The sequence below is a fragment of the Echinicola rosea genome, from assembly GCF_005281475.1.
Lineage (GTDB): Bacteria > Bacteroidota > Bacteroidia > Cytophagales > Cyclobacteriaceae > Echinicola > Echinicola rosea.
The window spans coordinates 4,437,797-4,454,663 of record NZ_CP040106.1 but is presented as its reverse complement, the minus strand read 5'-3'; the positions used below and the strand labels follow the sequence as shown (position 1 = coordinate 4,454,663).

The 16,867-nt window shown below is 43.6% G+C and carries 16 protein-coding genes; 9 read left to right on the top strand and 7 right to left on the bottom strand.

Annotated features, from left to right (window positions below):
* The first annotated feature begins 69 nt into the window (after positions 1–69).
* Positions 70–1,062, top strand: coding sequence for a CobW family GTP-binding protein (locus FDP09_RS17420; protein ID WP_187328703.1), 993 nt, complete (start codon positions 70–72; stop codon positions 1,060–1,062).
* Positions 1,063–1,083: 21 nt separating this feature from the next.
* The gene (locus FDP09_RS17415) at positions 1,084–2,109 is read left to right on the top strand and encodes a succinylglutamate desuccinylase/aspartoacylase family protein (RefSeq protein ID WP_229683347.1); all 1,026 of its coding nucleotides are present in this window, start codon (positions 1,084–1,086) and stop codon (positions 2,107–2,109) included.
* Positions 2,110–2,124: 15 nt separating this feature from the next.
* Here FDP09_RS17415 and FDP09_RS17410 read toward each other — a convergent pair whose 3' ends face one another.
* The 4 genes from FDP09_RS17410 to FDP09_RS17395 form a co-directional block, all read right to left on the bottom strand.
* Positions 2,125–3,357: a DUF3999 family protein gene (locus FDP09_RS17410; RefSeq protein ID WP_137403877.1), complete on the bottom strand. Its 1,233-nt coding sequence runs from the start codon at positions 3,355–3,357 to the stop codon at positions 2,125–2,127.
* A complete protein-coding gene (locus tag FDP09_RS17405) occupies positions 3,341–5,668 on the bottom strand; it encodes a DUF2339 domain-containing protein (RefSeq protein ID WP_137403876.1) in 2,328 nt (775 codons plus the stop codon). Before FDP09_RS17405 ends, FDP09_RS17410 begins: the two co-directional genes overlap by 17 nt.
* Before the next feature lie 181 nt (positions 5,669–5,849).
* Complete coding sequence (locus tag FDP09_RS17400) at positions 5,850–6,194, bottom strand: zinc ribbon domain-containing protein YjdM (RefSeq protein ID WP_137403875.1); 345 nt, start codon at positions 6,192–6,194, stop codon at positions 5,850–5,852.
* A gap of 24 nt (positions 6,195–6,218) precedes the next feature.
* Positions 6,219–6,920 carry a tetratricopeptide repeat protein gene (locus FDP09_RS17395; RefSeq protein WP_137403874.1) on the bottom strand — a complete coding sequence of 234 codons (702 nt, stop codon included), beginning with the start codon at positions 6,918–6,920 and terminating at the stop codon, positions 6,219–6,221.
* A gap of 490 nt (positions 6,921–7,410) precedes the next feature.
* On the opposite strand from FDP09_RS17395, the gene FDP09_RS17390 reads away from it, so the two are divergent.
* From FDP09_RS17390 to FDP09_RS17360, 7 genes are all read left to right on the top strand, one after another.
* The gene (locus FDP09_RS17390) at positions 7,411–7,860 is read left to right on the top strand and encodes a DUF937 domain-containing protein (protein WP_137403873.1); all 450 of its coding nucleotides are present in this window, start codon (positions 7,411–7,413) and stop codon (positions 7,858–7,860) included.
* Between the two features lie 147 nt (positions 7,861–8,007).
* Positions 8,008–8,415, top strand: a complete 408-nt coding sequence (locus FDP09_RS17385) for a DUF4332 domain-containing protein (RefSeq protein WP_137403872.1) — start codon at positions 8,008–8,010, stop codon at positions 8,413–8,415.
* 232 nt (positions 8,416–8,647) lie between these two features.
* The gene (locus tag FDP09_RS17380) at positions 8,648–10,177 is read left to right on the top strand and encodes a helicase HerA-like domain-containing protein (protein WP_137405079.1); all 1,530 of its coding nucleotides are present in this window, start codon (positions 8,648–8,650) and stop codon (positions 10,175–10,177) included.
* 109 nt (positions 10,178–10,286) lie between these two features.
* Positions 10,287–11,495 (top strand): BaiN/RdsA family NAD(P)/FAD-dependent oxidoreductase, encoded by a 1,209-nt coding sequence (locus FDP09_RS17375; RefSeq protein WP_137403871.1) that lies wholly within the window; start codon positions 10,287–10,289, stop codon positions 11,493–11,495.
* Positions 11,496–11,509: 14 nt separating this feature from the next.
* A complete protein-coding gene (locus FDP09_RS17370; RefSeq protein ID WP_137403870.1) occupies positions 11,510–11,866 on the top strand; it encodes a hypothetical protein in 357 nt (118 codons plus the stop codon).
* Between the two features lie 363 nt (positions 11,867–12,229).
* On the top strand, positions 12,230–13,195 hold the full coding sequence (locus tag FDP09_RS17365) for a YheT family hydrolase (RefSeq protein WP_137403869.1): 966 nt from the start codon (positions 12,230–12,232) through the stop codon (positions 13,193–13,195).
* Between the two features lie 210 nt (positions 13,196–13,405).
* Positions 13,406–14,914 carry an FMN-binding glutamate synthase family protein gene (locus tag FDP09_RS17360; protein WP_137403868.1) on the top strand — a complete coding sequence of 503 codons (1,509 nt, stop codon included), beginning with the start codon at positions 13,406–13,408 and terminating at the stop codon, positions 14,912–14,914.
* 485 nt (positions 14,915–15,399) lie between these two features.
* Here FDP09_RS17360 and FDP09_RS17355 read toward each other — a convergent pair whose 3' ends face one another.
* The 3 genes from FDP09_RS17355 to FDP09_RS17345 all read right to left on the bottom strand — a co-directional run bounded on the left by FDP09_RS17355 (position 15,400) and on the right by FDP09_RS17345 (position 16,814).
* Complete coding sequence (locus FDP09_RS17355) at positions 15,400–15,843, bottom strand: MarR family winged helix-turn-helix transcriptional regulator (protein WP_137405078.1); 444 nt, start codon at positions 15,841–15,843, stop codon at positions 15,400–15,402.
* Positions 15,844–15,881: 38 nt separating this feature from the next.
* Entirely contained in the window at positions 15,882–16,307 is a 426-nt protein-coding gene (locus FDP09_RS17350) for a DoxX family protein (protein ID WP_137403867.1), read from the bottom strand.
* Positions 16,308–16,391: 84 nt separating this feature from the next.
* Positions 16,392–16,814, bottom strand: a complete 423-nt coding sequence (locus tag FDP09_RS17345) for an organic hydroperoxide resistance protein (RefSeq protein WP_137403866.1) — start codon at positions 16,812–16,814, stop codon at positions 16,392–16,394.
* Positions 16,815–16,867: the final 53 nt, after the last annotated feature.

Genomic DNA, 16,867 nt, shown 5'->3' with positions numbered 1-16,867 from the left:
CTATTAAGTTTGCCTATCTGAACTTCAATGAATCTTTCCCCAATTGTATTGGGACAAAGGAAAACGACTATGCCGAACAAAAAAATAAGCGTCACTATCCTGACTGGCTTTTTGGGAGCTGGTAAGACATCTGTGCTCAATAATTTGCTTGCCCATTATTCCGAACAAAAAAACATGGTGATCGAAAATGAGTTTGGGGCAGCATCGGTGGATGGAGGTTTGGTGAACTTGAAGTATGACCGTGTCTTTGAGTTGAATAATGGCTGCATTTGCTGTTCGTTGGGAGAGGAATTATATGCGGTACTGAGGGATATAGCCCAATTGTCCACACCACCGGACAACGTGTTTATAGAGGCTTCAGGAATGGCAGATCCGGGGGCATTGGCGAGTGTTTTTATCTTCGAAACGATCAGTGAGTATTTTACCGTAAAGGCTGTCATAGGAGTGGTGGATGCTGTTTTGTTTGAGGATAGTTTGGCTGAAGTGGCAGAGGCGGGGAGACAGCTGGCCATCGCTGACCTGATTTTGTTAAACAAGGAAGCAATGGTCACCAAAGACTATATCCATTCACTTGTCCAGAAAATCAAACATATAAATCCACTATCCATGGTGTTTCCTACCAATTACGGTAACTTCACCGAAGAGCTGCTGGAAAAGGACTTTACTCGAAATTCTCAGCTGCTAACGTACAAAGAAACACTTCCTCATGAACATAGCAATGTCAAGTCCATTAAGTTGGATTTCAAGGATGCCATATTTGACCTTGGGCGCTTGCGAAGTATCTTGACAGTGTCCTTATTTCTCCATTACCATCAGATCTACAGGATAAAAGGCTTTGTCCATATCAGTGAAAGTAAAAGGCTACAATTGGTCCAAAGTGTGGGGCAGCAGCTAAGTATTTCGCCTGTCACACAGGAGGAGGAACAAGCACCATTTTTGGTGGTCATAGGAAAAGGGCTAACCAGAAAAGGGATAGAGAAACTATTCGCCAAAGGACTTGATCATGAAACAACGTCCCAATCCTCAGATATTAAGCAATCAATGACCAACCCTGAACAATGACCAACCCTGAAAATCCCTAGCGTGAAAAATCGAAATCTATTAGTGTCACTTTTCGGAGTGATCGTGCTATTTTGTTTAGGAACGGCGACAACTGCCCAACAGCTTACGGACTTTCCTTCTGGCTGCAGGAGGGATACTATGGTGTACCTTGGGAGCGAAGATTCGTTGGCAGTTACCATGATAAAGGGAAAGCACGATGGCCCAGTATTTACCTTGGTAGCAGGGGTTCACGGATTTGAGTATCCCCCCATATTGGCCATTCAGGATTTGATGAAAAGGATTCAACCCGAAAAGCTACATGGCACTTTGGTAATCCTTCCTCTCGCCAATGAAGCTGCTTTTTACGGTCGTTCGGTCTTTACCAATCCGAAAGATGGTAAAAATCTTAACCGTGTTTTTCCCGGAAAAGCTGGGGGCTCCATTACCGAGCAGATTGCGCACTGGATCAGTAAGGAAGTGATTCCCGTATCGGATGTGTTTTTGGACATCCATGGAGGAGATGCCAGTGAGGATTTGTTACCGTTTGTTTGCTATTACAACCGCAAGGACACACCTGACCAGGTAGCGCTTGCACATCGACTTACCAAAGCGGCCAACTTTGAATACAATGTGGTCTATCCCTACACCTTGTCGCCGGATGCACCATCGGAATATGCTTTTAAAGAGGCTGTCCAGCAGGGCAAAACGGCCTTGAGCATTGAGGCAGGTAAGTTGGGCAATGTCCAGCCAGCTATGGTTGCGATGATTACCGAGGGGGTAATGAACATGCTGGCCACCATGGAAATGTACCCTTTTGATGAAAAGAGACATGTGAACCAAAAATGGTTAAAAGAGCAAGTTTATTTAAAGTGCCCATCCACAGGGATTTTTTACAGCAATATCAAAAGTGGTGACAAGGTGGCGGAAGGCCAAGTCCTTGGAGTGATCACGAATGTTTTTGGTGAGAAGCTAGCAGATATTTCAGCCCCCGCCTCAGGTACTGTACTCTACAAAGTGGGCACACCACCTGTAAACAAAGGGGAGACGTTGTTTTGCATTGGAAAGTGAATTTTTGAATGGATATCAGGCATTTTTGATCATCTTGAGCGAAAACCAACCCAGAACAGCAATAATGACCGCCATAACAGCCCAAAGCCACGCTTTATTGCCAAATAGCGGCAATGGGGCTGCATCTGGTGTTGGCTGGACGGCTATTGCCGGTTTTAGCGTAAGTGTTTTTGGAGATGAAGGGATGTTTTCAGGGAATTTGGCGATATCATAGTCTGGTTTCACCCCATTGGTATGGCCATACACTAGAAAATAATCAGCCGGTGTGGTGAAGCGGGCAGTTAAACTATATTCAAACCCTTTGGCTTCTACATCATTGATGGTAAGTGGGGCATTGTCCTGGTTATGGATGGTGATGTGGAGCTGCTGAAGGGTGGTTGGAGGCAGGGAGAATTGGTTGCCCGAGAGGGAATTTAGTGTCCCCGAAGCCAATTGCCGGTATTGGTAGTGCCAGCCTTTTTCTGTTTTTACGCTATCAGAAAGGTAGCTAATAGTAATAGGGCGATAATAGTCAAAATCTTCCTTAATATTTACCTTTACCTGACTTATCGGTACCGCCATGGCCAATTTTACCTCGATATGCGTTGATTTTGATTGATTGTCATGACGGGACTGCATGTTCGTAACTTGGTGGTCTTGGTACGTTCCTTTTTCGATGACCTGTCGCGTTAGTCCAGCATGTTGAAGGTTGGGGTTTTTGTTATTGGGGATGGTCAGTCGATAGAAGGAATAATTGGCTGCTGGAAACTTCAGGGTGGTAAACTGAAAGTCAGTGGAAGTGTTTTTGATGGAGAGAATCCTGTAATCTTCCAGTAAGGTGAACCATTCGCTTTGGTCATGGCTTCCTTCCAATTTGATTTTCCAGTCAAAGTTATGTTGATCAAACTTTAAGGCAATATGGTCCGTTATCGTTTCATCCGCTACTTCGAATGTGTAAAAGTACTTTTGGCCATGATGCGAAGTGTTGAGTATGTTGAAATCAATGGCTGTTTTGTCTGCTTTTGGGGCGGAGGAACGAAGGAGGTAAGGAGCCTCTATCGTGTCCTGCTGTGTGGTGATGCCATAGATTCGGATATCGGTGAGCTGTTGATTGACTTTCCCGAAAATGTCATCCGGCAAATTGATCTGGTGCCAGGTATCCGTGATTCCTTCCAATTCACGCATGTACGCGTACTCCTTTACTTGCCCAAGGGCACCTTGGCACATCAGCAGCAAAATGGGGGTTAGCAGTTTAATGATTGGTCTCATCAGAAATACTGTGCTTGAATTTGTTATACAGAAATGAAATGATCAGCAATAAAATACCAAGGGAAATGAAAACCACGGTTTTGGCGATGGTGTCCAAGTGACTGATGTCATAGAAGAACAGTTTGAGCAGTGTAAGGCCAAACAGCGCAATCGCCGCTATCCGCAGGTACTTTTTGTTTTTCCAGATTCCAATTCCTATCACTGTCAGCGCATAGACACCCCAAAATATACTGAGTCCAAGCTTATATTGACGGGACCAACCGGCCATGTCCATCCAATGGATCAGTTCACTACTGAGGATCCAAACCAGCGTTAAGTGCAGGACAAAGTCAAAAGCCATCACAAACGAACGCTTCATAAAAGCTTGTTTTCGGTAGAAATAGGCTGCAATGAGGGCTAGACCCGCAAATACAAAGGAGATGTATCGGATGATAATATTTTCAAGATCATAGGTGAAGTATTCCGGATGTGGTGGTTTCAGATAAGTTACCCTAAGTTCACTCAGCGCATAGAGACCATTGGTCAAGAAGATCAACAGGGTAAAGGCTATTAAAACCATGTTGACAAACCCGAGCCGCTGGCTGCGGAGTTTCTTGAAATTCAAAACAGCCAAACTTACCACAAAAGCCAGTGAATAGCAGATGGCCCAGATGCTCTTGAAATGCAGCAAGTCGTCGTCCCTTAAATATCCGTTGTTGACAATTGCCACTTCAGAGGTTACATACAGCTGCTGCCAATATGTAGTGATTTCTGCGAAGAATGCATAGAAAGCAGTGAAGAGCAGGATCGCGGGGATCCCATAAGAAATAATACGGGCTGTTCCTTTGGCCGGTTTCCAAGACGGGGCGAAATCTATTTTAGACTGAATCCAAAAGATCCACCCAAAGCCGGCCAAAAATAGTAGGGAGGACAAGAAATGAATATTGAGCAGTGGCTTAAAATGAGAACCTTCCATTTCCTGATAAGATGTACCATAGACGATAGACCAGTCTTGGACAAGGCTAAAGAAAGCAAGGAGCATCAGGGGATAAGCCATTTTTTCATAAAATGCTACCTGCTTGGTCCTTCCTATCCAGTATAACAATGCCGCTTCTCCAGTCCACATCAGTGTCACCCAGTTGCCATCAAACTGTACTGGGAAAGTCAAAGTTACAAATATCAGGACCAATCCTATCACCAAATAGAAGAGGTTACGATCCGCTAGTTTACGTTTATAAATGGGCAAGCTGACCAAGAAGTGGATAATGGCATTTCCCAGTGTAAACATTCCCAAAAAGGATGCATTTTCCGATTGACCTGAAAGGAGTGCATAACCTATTCCATAAAAGATAAAGGCATTGCTCAGCAGCATGATGATGTCTGCGGAATTGAACGTTTCTTTTTGGAGGAATTTATACGCAAGGAAAGCCAAGTAGAAGAGCACAAAAAAGACCGCCAGAAACGTCATGGCCAAGCCAAAATGATACCCTCGACTATAGTCCAAAATGAACCAGGCCAGATAGATGATCCAAGTCAGTCCAAAAGCGGAATAGTAAAGTGCTTTCCAGTATTTTTTGATAGCAATGACCAGGATTCCCGCATTGATAATAGCGATATATGAAAAGAGAAAACCGACATTTCCGGATCCATCACTGAGCAGAAAGGGGACGGCATAAGCGCCGACCAATCCAATATGCGCGATGACCTGCTTATCATAGTGCAATGCTGCCAGCACGGTGAAAGCTGTGAAAACAACCATTAGCACAAAAGTAATTGGAAGCCCGATCAGCCCGTAAAAACTAAATGCCGCAAAAGTAATGAAGTACATGATGGCCATTGCTCCACTGAGCAATACGGCACTGAAGTTTTCGTACTTCTTTTTCAGCTTTATGGCAAAGCCCATTAGACCAATTCCCATGATGTAGCCAATGACAACCCTGGTCATAGGCCCGACAAGTTGGTTTTCGATCGTGTATTTGGCACCTATGGCGACTCCAATAATGACGATGATTATCCCGATCTTATTGGCCAGATTTTCACCAATGAACTTTTCGAAATCGGTTTTAGATTTTTTAGGCTTTGGGGGATAATCCCAGGCCAGGGCGGCTTTTGACTTTTCCTGTTTACGGAAAGGACGGAGTTGGGGTATTGGTTTCTTTTGGGGTATTTCGGATTGGGTATGCTCCTTTTTTACAGCGGAGGCAGCCGTTCCTTTAAGAAGTTGGATTTCAGATTGCAGTTGATTGACTTCCTTGGAAAACGCTTCCTGTTTTTCCAGCAATACATCCAGTTTTTTTAGGAGCAAGTCCAGCTTTTCGTGATTTTCGGCCATACATTAATGGTAAAATAAAGTCGATTGATGAAAAAATAGCAGTTTGCTAATTACATTGCCAATATAAGATTTTCTTAACTAATTATAGGATGAAAGGCTCCATAACCGGTACCACTGCCTGAAGAAATGTGATGGAGCTATAGTTCTTGGAGAATATACGGGAAATAGTATCGGATGGTCGTTAGGCTTTTTTTACAAAAATGGCCTTCAAGGCCATTGCACCGAAGCCAGGGATTTTACAATCGATGTTATGATCTCCCTCTACCAAACGAATGTTTTTCACCTTGGTGCCGGCTTTTATGGGGTGGGCTGCACCTTTTACAGGGAGATTTTTGATGACGATCACATCGTCGCCATCCTGAAGGGAATTGCCATTGGCATCCTTGACGACTAGACTTTCTTCAGTTTCCGCTACTGTTGCTGTTTCTGGGTTCCACTCGTGGCCACACTCAGGGCACATCATCGAAATTCCTGTTGGATAAGTATAGGTCGAATTGCACTTTGGGCAAGGGATTATATCTGACATGATCAATGCAAAAGTTGGGATGAATTATTGGACTGTAATGTTCTCATCATGGTGCTTATCCTGCACTTGATGGTCACATAGTTCTTCTGAATGTACTTCACCAAAACCAGAGCAGGTGTGACAGGCGCTGACTTCTTTTAGGCTGCCATCACATCGCGGACAGGTGAGCCTGCCTTCTCCTTTGCAGCGGGAGCATTGGTAATATTCCGTAATGTTGAAAACATTTTTTTTGGTGACGATGCCAGTGGCTTTACAGCGGCTGCATCCCACGATGCCGTTTCCTTTGCAATAGCTACAATCCTGCTGGATGACTTTCTCTCCATGGCATGTGGGGCACATTTGGTATCGATATCCCTTGGAGTCACACAGTTTACAGGCTGCAATGGCCTCTAACGGGGCTTTTAATTTCTTTTCGAGGGTTTTGGCAGACTCGTAATTATCGGCTTTGAATCCATTGATCTCTAAATATTTGTTGAGAAATTTTGCGCTATTGTCATATTGCTTTAGTTCGTAAAGCGTTTCTGCAAAATAATACGGCATTTCTGGTGGGATAGAAGCACTGCTTTCTATGATTTGGCGGAAATAATAATTGGCTTTTTTATATTCGTTTTTGGCAATGGAGGCTTTGGCCATCTCCATCAACCGATCCGTCTTGCCCAAATTCGGACTGCCCTGGGCCAAAGAAGTGTTGTGAATCCCCGTTCCCAGCATTAGGGATATGGTCATAAGAAGGAGTATGGGAAGGAAGGATAGGTCCTGGATATTTCTCTTTCGCGGCATAGTAATCTACTCTCTGTCTAATCGAGCCTAAAGAACTTAAATTTGTAGGAATTGTCCGCAGTTTTTCCCCTTTTTTTAAGTTTTATTAACATCATTATGCTTTTAGAACGCCTTTTGGCCAAGTGGTTTTGATGATGTGACGCCAAAAATATTGACCCTTTTGCCAATTTTAGGTAGGCTATTAATGAATGCCTAATGGTGCCGGGCCAATCCAATGGTACCTCTTAATTATACCTGATGAAAATAAATTGTTTTAAGTATTATTTACTAATCTATTGTTAAGGATTTTATAATTAATAGTTAATATGATAGGTCGTGGTTAAATGATTTGTAAATTTTTATTATATTAAAAATTATTTATTAAAAAGTGGCCAGTGTAATTGATGAATAGTCACTGCGGTCTTTTTGATGCACTATACAACTTAACTGTTTTATCATGATCAATGAAATTTTAAAAAACGTGGGGCCAGAGGTGATTTCCAAAATTACCAGCCAATTCGGATTGTCAGAAGAGCAAGCTTCCAAGGCAGTGGACACAACTCAGGAGTCGTTAACCGCTACTGCCACCAAAGAAGCCGCAGGTGGTAATCTGGATGGTCTTCTCGATATGATCAATCAAGGTAGCGGGGCTGCGGGCGGTAGTATGTTTCAAAAATTTGCAGGAAACCTGGCCAGTGATTACATCTCCAAGCTGGGAGTTTCTGAAGGCATAGCTAGGCAGATCAGCAACTTTGTGCTCCCACTGGTTCTTGACAAAATCGTAGGCCAAACAGGTGGCAATGCTGGAAAGGGAGATTTGATGAAGCTTATCGGAGGCAGTGCCGGCGACATCCTCAAAGGAAAGGCAGGTGATATGCTCGGTGGATTGGGAAATATGTTTAAATGATCATCAAGCGTTTAGATACAAAATTATTGATTGGTGATCGTATTGAGTACTGTCATCCACGTGTTGTTTTCAGCTCCTTTATGTTTCGGAATGTTATCATAGCACGACTTACTGTTTATTTTCAAATTATATAATTCATTTACAACCATGTCAAAAACCATCACAAGTATTGAAGGAATAGGACCTGTGAACCAGGAAAAACTGGCCAAAGCAGCAGTAAAAACCGTGGAAGCATTATTGGAAAAAGGCGCTTCCAAGAAAGGGAGAAAAGCACTGGCCGAAGCTACAGGAATTGATGAAGGTAAGATCTTGGACTTTGTCAATATGGCTGATCTTTTTAGAATCAACGGTGTCGCCAGCCAGTTTGCAGAATTACTGAAAGCCACCGGTGTGGACACAGTCAAAGAACTTCGTACCCGAAATCCCGAAAATCTGCACAAAGCGCTCACCGAAACAAATGAATCCAAAAAGTTGACCAGAGTGGTACCTGCCTTGAGCCAAATTGAAGATTTTATCGATCAGGCCAAATCATTGGATCCTGTGGTTACCCATTGATATCAGTAATAAAATAAAGCACCTTGGATGGTTTGTCGTCCAAGGTGTTTTCATTTTAGCATGACCGATCTTTCGGCATAGCATGAGAATATGCTTTCCATCCAATTGTGCTGATGGATTCATGAAAAAGTGCTTATCAAGTAAAGAACAAAAACTTAGGGCAGTCAGCAAGGACCTCATCATGAAGTATTTTGGGGTTTCTGAAGTCCAGTCACCAGCTCAATCATTACGTATGAAGACCAAAGAAGATTTCCAGCAATGTATTTCGGCAGGGTACCAAACGAAAAAGGATTTTTTTATCTTAGGAACAGGCGTATTGGGACAGGATCCAGTAAAGGGAGCTACTGTCAAGATCCCCCTTAAGACGCTTAATCGCCATGGCTTGATCGCAGGTGCTACCGGTACTGGTAAGACCAAGACCTTACAAGTGATAGCGGAGCAGCTTTCGCTGAAAGGCGTCCCGAGCGTGCTCATGGACCTAAAAGGTGATCTTTCTGGTCTGGCTTGTCCAGGTGCCTCTAACGAACACATTGTCTGGCGAAGTGATGCCATCGGGGTGGATTATGAGGCCACCGGTCTTCCTGTGGAGCTGCTGACGATCAGTCAGCAGCCTGGAACGCGGCTGCGGGCTACAGTTACGGAGTTCGGTCCGGTACTGATTTCGCAGATCCTGGACCTGAACAGTACCCAACAAGGGATCATCGCTTTGATTTTTAGGTTTTGTGATATCAAGCAATTACCCCTGCTGGATTTGGAAGACTTGAAAGAGGTCTTACAGTATGTGATCAATGAGGGCAAGGAAGAAATAAAAAAGGAGTTTGGAGCAGTGTCCTCTGCCTCTGTGAATACCATCATGCGTAAGATCATCGAATTGGAGCAGCAGGGAGCGACATCATTTTTTGGAGAAGTGTCCTTTGACGTCAATGATTTGGTAAGGCAAAAGGACGGTAAAGGAGTGGTTTCCATAATTCGCTTGACGGATATTCAGGATCGGCCAAAGCTATTTTCTACCTTTATGTTGAGCCTGTTGTCGGAGATTTATGAGACCTTTCCCGAGCAGGGCGATGGGGATAAGCCCAAGTTATGTTTGTTTATCGATGAGGCACATCTTGTATTTGATAATGCCTCCAAAGACCTAATTGATAAGATCGAGGCTATTGTGAAACTGATCAGGTCAAAAGGCGTAGGGGTGTATTTCTGTACCCAAAGTCCCACTGATATTCCCGACAAGGTCTTAGGGCAATTGGGGCTAAAAGTCCAGCATGCTTTAAGGGCTTTTACGGCCAAAGACCGCAAGGCAATCGGCAAAACCTCCGAAAATTATCCCCTTTCCGAATTCTATGATACCAAAGCAGTACTCACCTCAATGGGAATAGGAGAAGCGCTGGTTACAGCCTTAAGTGAAAAGGGGCTTCCTACACCACTGGCGCATACATTGGTCAGGGCACCTATTTCACGAATGGATGTCCTTTCGCAGCGAGAGATCAACGAATTGGTCAATAGTTCGAGTATTGCTGCTAAATATAATCAGCAAATAGACCGGGAGAGTGCGCATGAAATGATCGAGGCGAAACTCAAGCTGGCTGAAGAAACAGCCAAAGAAAAAGTAGCTTCGAGGGGTGCAGGCAAGTCTGCCACAAAAGAAGGGGACAACCTGTTTGAAGAATTGTCAAAAAACACCATGGTGAGACAGATCGGACGGACGATTTTCCGAGAGTTAACCAGAAGTATCTTGGGGACATTGACTGGAAAGCGAAGATAGTTTTAATTTTTGCAAGATATTTCTATCTTAGTCCATACATCCTAATTTAAAAGGAGAAATCAGTAATGATTTGTTAAAATAAGGGGTGAGATGGATATTTTTGTAAACTATGGGAGTTATAGGAGTAATTGGTGGCGGGGCAGCTGGTTTTTTTGCCGCTATTCACGCAGCGCAAAAAGGAAACAACGTGATCATCTTCGAGAAAACAGGCAAGACCCTGTCGAAAGTAAAAGTCTCGGGGGGTGGCAGGTGTAACGTGACCCATGAAGCATTTCAAGTATCAGCGTTGGTAAAGCATTATCCAAGAGGAGAGAAGTTTCTCAAGAAATCGTTTATGAAATTCCATGCCAAGGATACCGTGGAGTGGTTCGAGTCCAGGGGCGTAAAACTAAAGACAGAGAGCGACGGTAGGATGTTTCCCGTCACGGACAGTTCACAGACCATCATTGACCTGCTTCGTAAAGAAGCGGAGAAATTTGGGGTAGTGGTCGAGCTTCGGGCTTCTGTGGAGCATATTGTCCGTAAGGGAGAAGGATTTATGCTTAAGGTGAATGGAAAAGATAGGTTGGTGGACAAAGTGATCGTTTCTGCAGGAGGAAGCCCAAAATCGAAGAGTTACCAAATGTACAGGGATCTGGGGCACCAGGTAGTAGATCCTATCCCGAGTCTTTTTACATTTAATTCACCTGAATCAGACCTCAAAAAGATGCCAGGATTGACCGTACCCAATGCCCTAGTTAGGATAGAAGGGACGAAATTGGCCTATCAAGGGCCACTGCTGATCACCCACTGGGGAATCAGTGGGCCAGTGGTTTTGAAATTGTCAGCATTTGGTGCAAAATGGTTGAATGAGCAAATGTACCACACCAATGTGCACATAAGGTGGAGAGCAGATATGAAAGAAGAAGAAATCCGTGAGGCATTGAGAGCATACAAGCATCAGCATCCCAAGCGTAAAATGCATGGATATCCCCTGTTTGATTTACCCAAAAGACTATGGGAGCACCTTTTAGCAAGTGCTGGTATTAGCGGCTCACTCACTTGGCAGGAATGTGTCAAAAAACAAATAAATATTTTGGAACAGCATATTTTTTGCTATATATTACAAGTGAAAGGAAAGACAACCTTCAAAGAGGAATTCGTTACCGCTGGGGGAATCGCCCTAAATGAAGTAAATCCAACTACTATGGAGAGTCGCTTGGTACCGAATTTGTTTTTTGCAGGAGAAGTCTTAGATATTGATGGAATTACAGGCGGTTTTAACTTTCAAGCTGCTTGGACCACGGGATATATTGCAGGACAATCAACACATAACTAACTATGATCAACACCATGCCTAACATGATTAAAAGCAGGAATATCAACATGGATAAAGTCCATGAAATGTCAGAAGGAGATTTGGAATTTCAGAAGGAGTTGCTTCAGGCTATTGCTAGTTCTGTAGAGGAATTAAAGGATAGATATACAGAAGCAATGGTTCAGCGCGATGAGGACTTGCTACACCAAGCCAGACATAAGGTAAGGCCTACGGTGACCATTTTTGAATTAAGAAATCTCAGCCAAGTATTGGATGAAGGAAAACAGGTTATCCGTCATGACGAATCGGAGGATAAAGTCAATGACCATCACGATCAGTTTTTGAAGGCAATTGATGAATTGCTTCGCGAGATTTATGAAATGAGTAACTGAGTGCAAATTTCGTTTGCCAATAGAGGATTGCTAACTGCTACTACTTCACACTACTTTTTTGCCCATTAATTTACTAGTAAAGTATTGATAAGTTGATTTTTTCGATCATATTGGGGTGTAAATTAATTACTACTGCTGCTAATTGTATTTCTTCACGAACAGGATTTGTTTATAATATAACGTTATATACCCAGGACCGGAGTGGATTCTGGTTCAAGCAGAATAGTTGAAGATAGAACAATGTTTATGGGACGAAATTTTGGCTGGAAAAATACGCTTCACTTATGGTGATTTTTCAGCCAGTTTATTGCTTCAATAGGCTAAGACCATTTACTTTGTCGGTCATTAACGAGCTGAATTTCCATGCCCATCATTAAAAAATCCTCCTATCCCGGCCCACCTATACATCACTTTAATGGGCACTTCGAAACGATATTGCCCAGTGTATTTCGGAAGATTATGGGGGTCGTTTACGAGCGTGAACGGATCGATACGCCGGACAGGGATTTTTTGGATTTGGATTGGAGTAAGGTGGGGAGCAAGAGGCTCCTGATCATTTCCCATGGGCTGGAAGGTAGCTCCGAAAGACACTATGTCACCGGTTTGGTGAAATTGTTTAACCAACACCAGATAGATGCATTGGCCTGGAACAATCGCTCGTGCAGCGGGGAGATGAACCGTCAGCAAGTACTTTACCACCATGGCGCCTCACATGATCTGAAAGCAGTAATCGAGCACGTGCTGGCGACGGAGGATTATGCTGAAATTTACCTTGCTGGGATCAGTATGGGAGGTGCCCAAACACTAAAATACCTCGGCGAAGAAGGAAGTGCGCTTCCTCAGCCTTTAAAAAAGGCTGCGGTCTATAGCACTCCCTGTAATTTACCGGACAGTGCGGCGACGTTGCGATTGACCAAAAACATCTTTTATAAAAATAAGTTCCTCGCCAAGCTAAAGGTGAAGATGGCCGAGAAAGCCAAGCAGTTTCCAGGCATTTTGGACGAATCGTTACTCCCGAATGTAAAGGATTTTGATACTTTTGATGACCATTTTACGGCAAAGCTTCACGGTTTTAGGGATGGTCAGGACTTTTATCGGACTGTCAGCCCTGACAATTGGATGGCAGAAATCACGGTTCCCACGCTCATTGTAAACGCTAAAAATGATCCGTTGCTGATTGACCGATGCTATCCTGTGGCGTTGGCGAGAAAGCATAAACTGATTCATTTGGAAATGCCTGAAAGGGGGGGACATACTGGGTTCGCTGTTAAGGGAAAGGAGTTTAGCTGGGTCGAGGAAAGGCTGCTAGAGTTTTTGGCTTCGAAATGATATGAGGTGAATCTTAGGTGTTTTTTTAGATTGATGCTTATATCCACTATCATTACCTAGTGATCAAAACCTTTTGCCGATTTGATAGTTTAGGATATTAAATAGTTTTCCACATCCTCCAAAAAGCTTATATTTAGCTGAGTGAATAAAATAGGCAGCCTAAAAAAACAGCATGCCTATTTCCCAAGTTTAGCAGTAAACACCATTATTATGCGTTATCTTTTTTATAATATCACCATTATCCTAGTTGTATTCTTTGGCATCTTGGCTTACTATTATGAACAATGGATTTGGGCTTTTCTGATCATAGGACCGATAGTAATTATCGGTATTTACAATCGGTTTCAGAAACGTCATACCATTTTAAGGAACTTTCCGATTTTGGGATATTTCAGGTATTTCTTTGAGATGATCTCCCCAGAAATCCAGCAATATTTTATCGAACGGACTACCGACGGTAAACCTTTCAGCCGAAACCACAGGGCTTTGGTGTACAGACGCGCCAAGGATGTGAATGATACCCATCCCTTTGGTACACAGCTGGAGATCACGGGGGAAAACTACGAAGCCATTCGGCATTCGATATATGCTACCCCGCCCGTTTCAGAGATTCCCAGGGTGATTGTCGGCAGCAAGGCCTGCAAGCATCCGTACAGTGCTTCGATTTTGAATGTCTCAGCGATGAGTTTTGGTTCACTGAGCAAAAATGCCATCATGGCCCTAAACCGAGGAGCTAAGAAAGGTCATTTTTATCATAATACGGGTGAAGGAGGGCTTTCTCCCTATCACTTGGAAGGTGGAGGAGATTTGGTTTGGCAGATCGGTACCGGGTATTTTGGCTGCCGTACGGAAGATGGCGATTTTGATCCTGAAAAATTTAAGCAAAATGCAGCCCTTGAGCAGGTAAAGATGATAGAAATCAAAATATCCCAAGGAGCTAAGCCGGGTCATGGGGGCGTTCTTCCAGGGGAAAAAAATACACCCGAAATTGCTAAAATAAGGGGTGTAAAACCCCATACCACGATTGTTTCACCGCCCAGCCACCGGAAATTTTCAGATCCTGATGGCCTGATAAAGTTTATCAGTGAGTTAAGGAAACTTAGCGATGGCAAGCCCATCGGGTTTAAGCTTTGCGTCGGTAGGACGGAGGAGTTTATTGACCTCTGTGCGGCCATGAAGCAGCATGGCGTAGTACCGGATTTTATCACGGTGGACGGTGCCGAAGGTGGTACAGGAGCTGCTCCGCTGGAGTTTTCTGATTCAGTCGGTATTCCACTTGAGCCGGCCTTGATTTTTGTGCACAGGACCTTGGAAAAATTTGGGCTGCGACAAGAAGTGAAAGTAATTGCAAGTGGCAAAGTGCTCACGGCTTTTTCTATATTGAGGATGCGGGCGCTGGGAGCTGATATGTGCAATTCCGCCCGCGCCTTCATGTTTACAGTAGGCTGCATTCAGGCACTCCGTTGCAATACCAACGATTGCCCCACAGGTGTCGCCACACAAAATAAAATGCTGACAAAAGGCTTGGTGGTGGAAGATAAGGCAGAAAGGGTCTTTAATTTCCATCGCAATACCATGCATGCCGTACTAGAACTTTTGGGAGCATGTGGTGTCAAACATACCAATGAAATTGACATCAGTATGTTTGTAAAAGGAGATGAAATGGTTGCCTTGACCAATAAATATTTCCCTGATTCTGTCCTGAACAGGGTGGATTGATGTGGTTTTTAGAAGTGAGTCTTGAGACAAATGTACATTGTATTGAGACGATCCTCCCCTTTTAGGAGAGGTTAGGTGGGGTTATTATGGAGCGAAGAGAAATACAATAGGATTTTAGTAAATGACTAGCGATTACAATAATTGATAATGAAAACTACTAACCTGAGCTCGACTTATTTTTAGCATTAAAAGCGTCATTGCAAACCCTTTATAGGTGGATGTGGGTTGGAAAAGGGTGTGGCAACTCGCCGCGGCGAGCTGCCACGGCTTCCACCCGCTCAGGCCACCCTCTAAGCCTCGCAGTAACGGTTTTATAATCGAACTGAGGTTACTATTAATCCGGTCAGCACTAATCAGGAAGTACATTGAGTCAGTAGGTGGTAGCTTAAATGAGTTTACGTAATCGAGTCAGTCCCCAATAACTTGTATCAAATGGGAAGTAAGAACCCAGTAATAGGAGAAGAAAAAGTTTGTCCTGTTTAGAGCTACTTTAAGTGCTTGATCAATTTGCCAAGATGATCATAAAGCGCTTTCATTTCCTCCAAATTGAGCACATCTACATTTTTCATTATTTCGGTAGGGATGCAAACTGCTTTTTCCCTCATGGTTTTTCCATTAGAGGTCAAGGTGACAAACACCTTTCGTTCGTCATCCTTGTCCCGCGTTCTTTTTAGCAAACCTTTTTCTTCAAGCCTTTTCAAAAGTGGCGTAAGGGTGTTTGATTCCAGCATAAGTGCTTGGGATATTTGGCTGACCGTAAGGTGGTCTTTTTCCCAAAGGACCAACAGCACCAAATACTGTGGATAGGTCAGGTCCAGTTTGCCCAAGTGCGGCTGATAGGCTTTTATCATCAGTCGGGAGGCTGCATAGAGTGGGAAACAAAGTTGGTTTTCAAGGAAAAGGCTTGAATAATCTACAGTTTTTGCCATGGTCAGGGTATCTGTTCGTTCTATCAATCCAATTTACATCAGTTTTTCGATTTTATCCAATACCGGTACGCGCCACTACTCCAAAGCGCCCAAGCGATCAGCACGGGTTGGAAAAATAGCCTGACCAATCGTTTGGTGTCCGTATCCAGGCCAAAGGCATCGATACCATTTACGTATTGTGAGATATTACCAGGGAAGACCGCTATGAAAAATAGCCCCAATGCAAGCCCGGTATGTACTTTGTATTTAGTGCCGATGATCATGGCAAGACCTAAGATGATCTCTGCCACTCCTGAAGCAAGAACAATAAAATCTTTTGAGAAAGGTGTCCAATCTGGAACCTGAGCTTGGAATTCTGCCCGCAGAAAGGTCATATGCCCGATTCCTGCGAAAAGCATGTTCAGGCCTAATATGATACGGAAAATATTTTGTACTAAAGTTGTTTTGACGGATGGAATGGTCATGGTCTCAAGGGGGTATAAGGTGCAACATGTGATTCAAAATATCCATGAAGCCACGTTTGAGGCTTCATGGATTAGGAATGTAGGTTAATCATCTGCATTTACAGTAATATTGACTTCCACATTACCTTTTACAGCATTGGAGTAGGGGCATGTAGCGTGTGCAGAGGTAACGATTTCTTCGGCTGTGGCCTGATCGGTACCTTTTATCGTGACATCAAGGGAGACGGTCAACTGATAGCTTTTGTCGTCTGTCATTACCAATCCGACATTGGCGGTGGTTTGGGACTGTATTTTTGCTTTTTTCATAGCTGCCACGTGGATAATGGCATTGTCAAAGCAAGCGGCATATCCTGCTGCAAAAAGCTGCTCTGGATTGGTAAATTTACCGCCTTTGCCGCCCATTCCCGTCGGTACGCGGACGTCAAAGTCCAGAATACCATCCTCACTTTTTACATGGCCATTTCTACCGCCAACGGCCGTGGCACGAGTTTCAAATAATGTTTTCATAATGGATTACATTTAAGTTTTCTAATTTTATTCACAAGCGAATATATCGTAAA